The sequence below is a fragment of the Acinetobacter johnsonii genome (assembly GCF_048551975.1).
Classification (GTDB): Bacteria; Pseudomonadota; Gammaproteobacteria; order Pseudomonadales; family Moraxellaceae; genus Acinetobacter; species Acinetobacter johnsonii_A.
The window spans coordinates 1-262 of record NZ_JBIMCF010000266.1 but is presented as its reverse complement, the minus strand read 5'-3'; the positions used below and the strand labels follow the sequence as shown (position 1 = coordinate 262).

Here is a 262-nt window from a genome sequence, read left to right as displayed (position 1 = left end):
ATGCAAGCCAAAAGAAAAGCCCTCGTCTGCCACATCACTGACAGATGACGCTCTGATGGATACCGTCCAGCGACGAACCTTCAGCTACTTCTGGGATGCTGCCGAACCTAATAGCGGACTGGCACGCGAGCGCTATCACATGGATGGCGAATACCCGGCAGGAGGGCCGGAGATTGTTACCTCAGGAGGCAGCGGCTTCGGCATTATGGCTATCCTGGCCGGTATTGATCGGGGATACGTCAGCCGGGAAGAAGGCTTACGG

The 262-nt window shown here is 56.9% G+C and carries 1 protein-coding gene; it reads left to right on the top strand.

Annotated elements, in window-relative coordinates:
* Positions 1-55 precede the first annotated feature (55 nt).
* On the top strand, positions 56-262 hold a 207-nt coding region (locus ACG9ZB_RS17455; protein WP_419326868.1), incomplete at its 3' end, for a hypothetical protein.